9 protein-coding genes, 2 pseudogenes and 2 riboswitches are annotated in these 9,126 nt (G+C 38.3%); of the genes and pseudogenes, 3 read left to right on the top strand and 8 right to left on the bottom strand.

Annotation, left to right across the window (positions count from 1 at the left end; all coding sequences use genetic code 11):
• Both AC1DOS_RS15265 and AC1DOS_RS15260 read right to left on the bottom strand, forming a co-directional pair.
• Positions 1 to 619, bottom strand: a 619-nt coding sequence (locus AC1DOS_RS15265; RefSeq protein ID WP_477538185.1) for a patatin-like phospholipase family protein, incomplete at its 3' end; no start/stop codon positions are given.
• A 129-nt stretch (positions 620 to 748) separates the two neighbouring features.
• Positions 749 to 2,017, bottom strand: coding sequence for an MFS transporter (locus AC1DOS_RS15260; protein WP_477538184.1), 1,269 nt, complete (start codon positions 2,015 to 2,017; stop codon positions 749 to 751).
• A gap of 428 nt (positions 2,018 to 2,445) precedes the next feature.
• Here AC1DOS_RS15260 and AC1DOS_RS15255 point away from each other — a divergent pair, with 428 nt between their 5' ends.
• A complete protein-coding gene (locus AC1DOS_RS15255) occupies positions 2,446 to 2,982 on the top strand; it encodes a YdhK family protein (RefSeq protein ID WP_477538183.1) in 537 nt (178 codons plus the stop codon).
• 107 nt (positions 2,983 to 3,089) lie between these two features.
• On the opposite strand, the gene thiE is transcribed toward AC1DOS_RS15255, so the two are convergent.
• The 6 genes and pseudogenes from thiE to dnaN form a co-directional block, all read right to left on the bottom strand.
• Positions 3,090 to 3,722: a thiamine phosphate synthase gene (gene thiE / locus AC1DOS_RS15250; RefSeq protein ID WP_477538182.1), complete on the bottom strand. Its 633-nt coding sequence runs from the start codon at positions 3,720 to 3,722 to the stop codon at positions 3,090 to 3,092.
• On the bottom strand, positions 3,712 to 4,536 hold the full coding sequence (thiD, locus tag AC1DOS_RS15245; RefSeq protein ID WP_477538181.1) for a bifunctional hydroxymethylpyrimidine kinase/phosphomethylpyrimidine kinase: 825 nt from the start codon (positions 4,534 to 4,536) through the stop codon (positions 3,712 to 3,714). The genes thiE and thiD overlap by 11 nt, the downstream gene beginning before the upstream one ends.
• Positions 4,533 to 5,285 carry a hydroxyethylthiazole kinase gene (gene thiM / locus AC1DOS_RS15240; RefSeq protein ID WP_108586630.1) on the bottom strand — a complete coding sequence of 251 codons (753 nt, stop codon included), beginning with the start codon at positions 5,283 to 5,285 and terminating at the stop codon, positions 4,533 to 4,535. The genes thiD and thiM overlap by 4 nt, the downstream gene beginning before the upstream one ends.
• The gene (tenA, locus tag AC1DOS_RS15235) at positions 5,275 to 5,955 is read right to left on the bottom strand and encodes a thiaminase II (RefSeq protein WP_477538180.1); all 681 of its coding nucleotides are present in this window, start codon (positions 5,953 to 5,955) and stop codon (positions 5,275 to 5,277) included. Before tenA ends, thiM begins: the two co-directional genes overlap by 11 nt.
• Positions 5,956 to 6,023: 68 nt before the next feature.
• A riboswitch (TPP riboswitch) is annotated at positions 6,024 to 6,119 on the bottom strand.
• A gap of 65 nt (positions 6,120 to 6,184) precedes the next feature.
• Positions 6,185 to 6,283, bottom strand: a riboswitch (TPP riboswitch).
• Between the two features lie 112 nt (positions 6,284 to 6,395).
• Positions 6,396 to 7,097 carry a YjjG family noncanonical pyrimidine nucleotidase gene (locus AC1DOS_RS15230; protein ID WP_477538179.1) on the bottom strand — a complete coding sequence of 234 codons (702 nt, stop codon included), beginning with the start codon at positions 7,095 to 7,097 and terminating at the stop codon, positions 6,396 to 6,398.
• A 74-nt stretch (positions 7,098 to 7,171) separates the two neighbouring features.
• Positions 7,172 to 7,673, bottom strand: a pseudogene (gene dnaN, locus AC1DOS_RS15225) (DNA polymerase III subunit beta); the annotation flags it as partial.
• A 171-nt stretch (positions 7,674 to 7,844) separates the two neighbouring features.
• On the opposite strand from dnaN, the gene AC1DOS_RS15220 reads away from it, so the two are divergent.
• Both AC1DOS_RS15220 and AC1DOS_RS15215 read left to right on the top strand, forming a co-directional pair.
• A complete protein-coding gene (locus AC1DOS_RS15220; RefSeq protein ID WP_477538186.1) occupies positions 7,845 to 8,489 on the top strand; it encodes a formylglycine-generating enzyme family protein in 645 nt (214 codons plus the stop codon).
• Between the two features lie 89 nt (positions 8,490 to 8,578).
• Positions 8,579 to 9,126 (top strand): annotated as a pseudogene (locus tag AC1DOS_RS15215) (IS3 family transposase); the annotation flags it as partial.

Here is a 9,126-nt window from a genome sequence, read left to right as displayed (position 1 = left end):
GAAGTGGTCGTTGTCTCTTGCCATCTGGTTCGTCAAATAACCACAATGGAAAGTTGCTCAAAACCCCACCATCTACAACAATCGCTTTCCCACCCCCCACGTTTAATTTGACAGGTTCAAAGAAGAAAGGAATCCCACAACTCATGCGTAAGGCGCGAGCAAGTGGAAATGTTTCAGAAGATATTCCATAATGTTCTAAATCATCTGGAAGAACCAACATCTTACCGTGCGTTAAATCTGAAGCAATAATCTTCAATGAGCCTTGTGGCAAATCGCCAAACGTATAGACCCCTTTTGCTGCAAGCTTTTTCATGAACCATTGCTCTAATGCTTTGCCTTGGTATAAACCCATTCGCCAATAAAGAAAAAACCACTTCATGATCGGTAAAGGAAGGATGGTTTTACGTGGATCGAGGAGCGTTTGAAAATCTTGATCATCTAGCATCACTTCGATTTCTTTACTTGTATAACCAGCCGCAATAAAACAAGCAAGAATCGCCCCTGCACTTGTTCCCGCTAAACGTTGAAAGCGAAATCCCTTTTCCTCTATAACTTGATAAGCCCCCACTAACGCAAAGTCTTTCAAACCACCACCTGAAAATACCCCATCAATTAACATTCATGCTCTCCCTTTTCTTTTCGTTATTACACTGTAGGAAAAAAGAAGGGAAATTAGAACTTAAAATAAAATGAAGCAGTCGAAGATGTTATTTCGGATGCTCTTGTAGTTCCTATATCGTTTTGATAATCAAATGGATGATTCCTCTGAAATATTTGGTTCCTTTGAAATCGGCTTTCCTGCTTCTATTAATACCTTGCTCCCAATCAAGAAGAACCCCAGAAGGAATAATAGGAAACCAGTTATTATCAGTAGCCATTCGATTTTAACAAAGTCAGATAAAGGTCCAAATACTAGCATCCCTAGTGGCATCATTGAAGTTGCGATCATTCCTAATACACCAAAGACCCTTCCAAGGAAATCCCCTTCCACTTTTTCCTGCAGTAAAACCGTTGAAGGTGTATTAAAGATAGGCATGGCGACTCCGACTACAGCCATGATAATCAAATATAGCCAAAATAAATCTATGAATCCAAGTGTGAATGTACAAGCTCCAATCACAAGGCTCCCTAACGTCATGGTATGAATCTTGTTTCTAAAACCACCCCATGTACTTATGAAAACTCCACCTAAAATCATACCAATGGAAAAAGCAATTTCTATCGCAGTTAATCGCCACACATCTGCACCGAAACTACGTGTGACCTGCAGAGGTGTAAGAAAGGCTACAGGTGCAACCAATACAAAGAACAATGCAAAAAACGTAAAAAACTTCTTGATAAAATCGTGATTTTTAATATAGTTAAAGCCTTCTTTTAAATCACTGTAATAGCTAGTCGTTTGTTTTTGTAATGCTTTTGCATGTGCAGGAACCTCCAAGAAAGTCAGTAATATAAAAATTGCTATTGCTGCAGTAATCACATCAATAAAGAAAATAATTTCCATGGAGGCCATTGTAAGTAATGCGCCACTGAGCATTGGTGAAATTAGCATGATTAGCGCTTGAATGCTACCGTTCGTTCCGTTTATCTTAGTAAGTTTGTCCTCTGGTACTAACTGAGGTAGAATAGCTCCTACTGCTGGACCTTGAATACCTGTTCCTATTGCGCGAACCGCAGACATTACAAAGAGTAACAATAGAGATTCATATCCGAGAAGAAATAGAATCGCCAAGATTAGCGTTGAAACCGCAATCAACAAATCTGAAAGAATGATTAACATTTTACGATTGTAGCGATCTGCCCATACCCCCGCAAACGGTGATAAAATAAAGGTTGGCAAAAATCCACAAACAATGGAAATGGTCATCATGATACCAGACTGAGTGTTTAATGTGATATACCACATAATGGCATACTGAACCAATGATGATCCAAATAGAGATAAGGTTTGGCTTCCCAGAAAAAGAATAATGTTCTTTTTCCAATTTTCCATTACCTGTTCATTTGTCGCTGTCATTTGAAGCACMTCCAATTTCCTGTTTTTAGTCTAGTCCATATTTTTTAATTGTATTATGTGTAGCGGGTACTTCAACTTAAAATTTTTTCATTTCTTATTAAAGACAAAAAAACACAGACTATTTGCCTGTGTTCGGAATAAATGGATTTATATTAGTGTAAGGTGTAATTATTGAAACCACGCCCAACGCTAATGATACTAATGACTTACTGATATTATTATTCATCTTAACGCCACGTTAAATGGGATTTTTATACTATTAATATATCCTATCATATTTAACGGTTTTGAAATCAAAAAAGTTATTTGTTTACTAATCTGTTAAACCAAGCAAAGACAATTAGGGAAAGTGGAACTATTAAATGGAATAGATTTTTGGCATATTAATGGGTATACTTTCTTCATTAACAGAAGGAGTGATGGTAAGTATGTATAAGAAATTATTAATCGTTCCAACTTTATTCCTTGTACTGAGTGCTTGTTCAGATTCATCACCTAAAAAAGATGATATGAATCATGAAAACATGGATATGAACCATTCAGAATCAAGTGAAGTTCCGGAAAATTTGAAAGTGGAAGATAATCCAACCTTTGAAGTTGGCAGCCAAGTGATTATCGAAGATGATCACATGGAAGGGATGAAGGGTGCTGAAGCTACTATTGTGAATGCCTTTGATACTACAGCCTATACTGTATCGTATACTCCGAAAACAGGTGGAGAAAAAGTGACCAATCACAAATGGGTTATTCATGAAGAAATCGAAGATGCCGGTGATAAACCTTTTGAAGCAGGTTCCGAAGTGACAATTGATGCGGATCATACGAAAGGGATGGATGGTGTAAAAGCTGAAATTGATTCTGCCGAAAAAACGACAGTATATATGATTAATTACACTTCAACTACTGACGGAGAAGAAGTGACCAATCATAAATGGGTAACGGAAAGTGAGTTATCACCTAAATAAAGTTTGACCAAATATAATCCAAAAATAGCTTATTCCTTAAGTGGATAAGCTATTTTTATTTTGAAGCTAAAAATGTTTATTAAAAACCAATACCTTGTCAATCTTACCTACAATAAATTTGGAGTTTTACATGCTCTTACGGTTTCTTGTCGGTCCTGACTTTGGCAAATTTCTGAAATGACAGCAACCCCATCAGCACCGGCTAGCAATGTTTCGTGCGCGTTTTTTGTTGTGATTCCACCAATTGCTACAAGCGGAAAATCTCGATACAAGTTTCTCGCTTCTTGCAAAAAAGTTAGACCAGCAGGAGCCTTTGCATCAGATTTCGACTGTGTCTCATAAATCGGTCCAATCCCTACATAATCCGCACCACCTCTAACAGCCTGATCCAACTCTTCGACTGTATGCACTGAAACGCCTACGATGCGTCCTTTAAAAGTTTCGCGAATTTCCGTAAGTGATATATCCTCTTGTCCTACGTGAACGCCATCTGCGTGGAGCTTCAAGGCAAGCTCCACGTCATCATTCACAATAAACGGCACGTTGAATGATTTACACAATACTTGGCATTGACTAGCAAATTGTTCAAGTGTTTTACCTGTTAATGCCCCTTCGCCTTTTTCACGCAGTTGGAAAATGGTTATACCTGCTTTTAATGCATCTTCTAAAACATGTAATGGCTCTTCTATGCAGTTCGGGGTACCCATGATGAAATAGAATGCTAAATCGTTACGATTCAATGATGTTCACCTCACAGACACCTTTTGCTATATTATAGGCAAAATGATTTGTTGGGCCATGTCCATGCCCAATGTTTAACGGGGTTTCAATGGCTAGCTGGACAAACTTTTTAGCTTCGATGATTGCCTCTTTTAGTGACCAACCTTGTCCTAAAAATGCTGTAAGTGCTGCGGAGTAAGTACAGCCTGTTCCATGTGTATGTTTCGTTTCAATACGGGCAGATTCCATTTTAAAGCTTGTACCATCTGCAAAAAACACAGTATCCGTTGCCGTTCTTTGCTCATCTAAGTGGCCCCCCTTCATAACCACGCACTTTACACCCAGCCCTAATATCTTTTCAGCAGCTTTTTGTATATCCTGTTCCGACTTAATCTCAACACCACTAATCACTTCAGCTTCTGGAATATTAGGAGTTAATACCGTTGCAAGTGGTAAAAGCTTAGTCGTTAATGCTTCAACTGCGTTATTTTTTAGCAAGCTTGCACCTCCTTTGGCAATCATCACAGGGTCAATGACAAGCAGCACATCTTTCTCACATAAGCTTTTCGCCACTTCCTCAATAATTGGTGCTGAAAAAAGCATACCGGTCTTGACTGCCTTTACGGGAAAATCCTGAAAGACGACTTCGATTTGATGTTTAACAAAGTCTACAGATGCAGGAAAAACTCCCTCTACACCAAGTGTATTCTGAGCTGTTAACGCAGTAATCGCTGATGTACCGAACACTCGGAGCTCTTGAAACGTCTTTAAATCTGCTTGTATGCCAGCTCCACCACTACTATCTGAGCCTGCTATGGTCATCACGATGTTCAATTGGCTTCACCTCTAGACAATTGATGCAATGAATTTAAGACTTCAGTCTGGAATGAGCCAAGAAGTGGCGATTGAACCGCATGTTCAGACACCTTTTTATATTCTTGTAGTACATCACGTAAGTTTAAAAGAGCCTCTCCTTCCAAACTAAGAACTGCTGTACAAATCGCGCTCAACAAACAACCTGTACCTGTTACCTCTGTCATCTGTTCATGACCACCTGCTACCCAAAATTCATTCTCACCGTCAGTAATATAATCAGAGGCTCCTGTGACCACCACTAAACAGTTCCATTTTTTCGCCTCATGTTTGGCGACGACTGCAACGTCCATCTCACCTTCACCACTGTCCACGCCCTTAGCTTGCCATGAAACGCCTGCAATGGTCGCAAGTTCACCTGCATTACAACGGAGTAAATCGAATCGGACATTTTCTAATAATTCCTTTACTACTTGTTGTCGAAAAGAAGTTGCCCCTACTCCAACTGGATCTAAAACGACAGGTATTCCAAGCTCATTCGCTCTTTTCCCTGCTATTAACATGGCTTCTTTCGTTCTTGTATTGATTGTGCCAATATTAATTAAAAGAGCATTTGAAATCGCGACCATTTCTTCCACTTCTGTTACTTCATCAGCCATGACAGGTGACGCACCAATTGCAAGTAAACCATTAGCGGTAAAGTTTGCCACGACATAGTTCGTGATGCAATGTACCAGTGGCTTCTTATTACGAATCTGTTTAATAGGCATAGTTCTTCACCTCATCTTGCCAGTCTTCATATGTCCATGGCATTTCCCAGAATTTCCACTCATAGTAGCAACTTCTTTCAAAATGAGCTTTTAATACTGATTGCTTGGCTGGATTTTCTTCTGCATAACGATTCATCATCGCCTTTTGCAGCTCGATTTTTTCTTTGTAATCCGGTGCACTATACATTTCAATCCATTCTTCATATAGCTTGATGCCTGGTTTTGCGTCTTTATACTTCTCCCCAATTTCTTGATATAACCATGGACAAGGGAACATCGCAGCAAAAGCCTCTGCAACATCTCCGTTATGTGCAGCATTGTACATATGTGATACGTAGTTATAAGCAGCTGGTGATGGTTCAAAGTTTACTTCCATTTCTTCAGTTATACCTAGCTCCTTAAAGACAGTTCGGTGTAACTCAAGCTCAGCCTCGTTGATATGACGAGCCGTTTCTAAAAAGTAGGCAATATCTTCGTTCGTCTCAGCTTTTGAAGCTGCAATCGCGAGTACTTTTGTGTAATTCTTTAAATAATAAGCGTCTTGCATCATGTAAAACTTAAATTTTTCAAGCGGCAGCGTTCCATCGACAAGTCCTTTTACAAATGGGTGATCAAAACTTCCTTGCCAATAAAGATCCGTTTCCTCTCGTACTTCTTCACAAAATGTCATTATAAGTCCTCCTTTTTCGGATGGACGCAAGTGCAAAAAACGCCCTTTTGCGCATGACAAAAGAGCGTTTCCAATGAAACATTGCTCCCTACGTCAGTGTTAACTGTCAGGTTCCAAGGGTCAGGTTTTACCTTCTCAACTAAATAGTTCCCCCGCAATTAAAATATTGAATTAGCAAACAAAAAAGCCCTCCAAAATGGAGAGCTTCAGCACAAAAGAAAAACGTCGAAACGCTATGTACTCTGCTCCCTACGTTCGTCTTAACGAACAGGTTCAAAGGGTCAGGTTTTAACCTTCTCAACGCCAAAGCGTCCCCCCGCAACTATTTTAATTAGGTTCATAATAGCATAATAAATTCATCCTAACAAACGACTGTAGATGATTAATTACACTCTTTTTATAATACTCACATGGAAATCCTAGCCATTTACAGCTTTGAATTATTTTACTAATACGTTTTGCTTTACGATTTGTTCTAATTCTTCATAATTACTGATTTCATATGTTGGAGTAATAGTTGTTTCATTTGCTTTATTATGTGGATTAAACCAGCAGGTATCGATTCCGAAATTATTGCCACCTTGGATATCTGCGCTTAGAGAGTCGCCGATCATTAATACACTTTGCTTATCTTTAATACTCAGCTTTCTAAAGACATATTCGAAAATTTCTGCTTGTGGCTTTTGATAACCAGTCTCCTCCGAAGTAATAATCGCTTCAAATGTTTGATTTAGTGGCGAAAGAGCAATCCTCGAATGTTGAACATCTTGAAATCCATTTGTTAAAAGAACAAGTCTGCAACTAGATAGATTGGTCAACATATCCTGAACACCATCAATCATATGTACTTCTCTTCCTAGATTTTCTATATATGCATGTCCAAAATCTTCTGGATTAAGAAGTAGTTTATGTTGGAGGAATAAACGCTTGAATCGTTCTACTTTTAAATCTGAAAGCGAGATACGTCCTTGCTCTAAATCAAGCCAAAGTCCTTTACTTATCTCTTTATAACTTGCTCTGTATTCAGTTAAACCATTAGGGAAACTAAATGCACGAAATGAATTATCGAGTGCATGCTTTTCCGTCTCACCGAAATCAAACAAAGTGTCATCTAAATCAAATATTAATACATCATACTTCACAGTCTTCTCATCCTTTTTGTGGTTCATTTTAAATGAATCTAAAACCATCATACTACTAAATGCACATTTCTTCTTTATGTACGAACCGGTACTATCAATTGTAAAACAGCGATCATGAACAGAATTAATAATGAATGGTCGCATGGAACCTGTGAACTTAACCATTACATCCTGCCCACCAACCGCTTTTAACGCATCCATCATATATTTTGCACTGAACGAAATTTTCAACTCTTCGCCTTCAATTAATGTGGTTTGTATTTCTTCTTCTACTTTACCGATTTCAGCTGAGCTAGATGATATCTCAACGACATTTCCTTCTAATGAAGTGAATCGGACAATGTTATTACGTTCTTCACGTGCCAATAAAGATGAACGGTCTATCGCTTGAAATAATGCTTTCCCATCAATAGTGACATTCGTATTAAATTCATTTGGAATTAATCGTGATGTATCGGGATAGATACCTTCAATTAAACGAGAGTAAAAACTTACACTTGATGTTTTAAATAAAACTTGTTGGTTTGTCATGACGATATGAACGGGAGACGACGAATCTCCTATAATTTTGCTTAATTAATTAAGTTTGCATGGTCACTATGATTTTGCATTTAGACAGGCTGCCTAAGGCTAAAATGTAATTGTGATAGATGGTAGAGATCACAATTACTGTAAAATATGTAACACAAAAACAATCAGGAGGATGGTAGAGTGTCAAATGAAATAAACAGTTACATTGACTATCCAATGGTGAAAATTCCAGGGGGAGAAATTGAATTAAGAGACGATAGAATAAAAAGCACATGGAAAACTGAAATAAGACCGTTTCTTCTTGCCCAGTATCCTGTAAATATGGATCTATACTATTCGATTACAAATAAATCACCTAATTGTTTTGACGGAAATCTAAAACCGGTTGTGAATATTTCTTGGAATGATGCAATTTCTTTTTGTAATCTACTGTCACAAAAAGCTGGACTAAAAGAGTGTTATTCAATAAGTAATGATGGTGAAAACATTATTTGTGACTGGGAATCGGACGGCTATCGACTTCCTTCAGAAGCAGAGTGGCAATATGCATGTAAAGCAGGGACTACTGGTTATAGATACGGAGAGCTTGATAAGATTGCCTGGTATAATGAAAATTCTGGTGGCAAGATCCATGAAGTAGGAAGAAAGGAACCGAATGCATGGGGTCTGTATGATATGTTAGGGAATGTTTGGGAATGGTGTTGGGATTTATATGATGAACAAGTATACGGCTCCTACCGAATTTTTCGAGGAGGTAGCTGGGCTGAAGAATCAAGGGGTTGTGGGGCTTCATGTCGTCGACGTAGCCATCCGTCATTTTGCATAGACGACCTTGGGTTCCGTCTTGCCCAGTCTTACTAACGAAAAATGATAGTTCAATAGACCGCCTTCTCTGAAAGGCGGTTTACTTTTGGTCAAAAAACATTAGGATTTCACATACCTAAATGAGTTACCGTCGCATTCGAGATGAACTAGCCAATCGTGGATTTAAAGTGAATCACAAAAAAGTCCAACGTATCATGAGGGAATTAGGGTTAAAATCATTGATTCGTATAAAGAAATATCGATCTTATAAAGGGAAGGTAGGAACAATTTCCCCAAACATATTGGACCGAAATTTTACTGCTGAGAAGCCTAATGAAAAGTGGGTTACAGACATTACTGAATTTAAATTGTTCGGTGAGAAATTGTATTTATCGCCTGTATTAGATTTATACAATAGAGAAATCATTACTTATACCCTAGGATCGAGACCTACCTATTCACTTGTCTCAACGATGTTAACCCAAGCGTTTGAACGTTTATCAGATGGGGATAAGCTCCTGATGCATTCTGATCAAGGTTGGCACTATCAAATGAAGCCGTATTGTCATGCCCTCAAAAAAAAGAACGTAACGCAAAGCATGTCTCGTAAAGGAAACTGTTATGACAACGCGGTGATAGAAAACTTTTTCGGCATATTTAAATCAGAGTTTTTATACTTGAAGAAGTTTGAAAG

The sequence above is a fragment of the Paenisporosarcina sp. P5_A11 genome (assembly GCF_056400705.1).
This window is presented reverse-complemented; position numbering and strand designations above follow the sequence as displayed.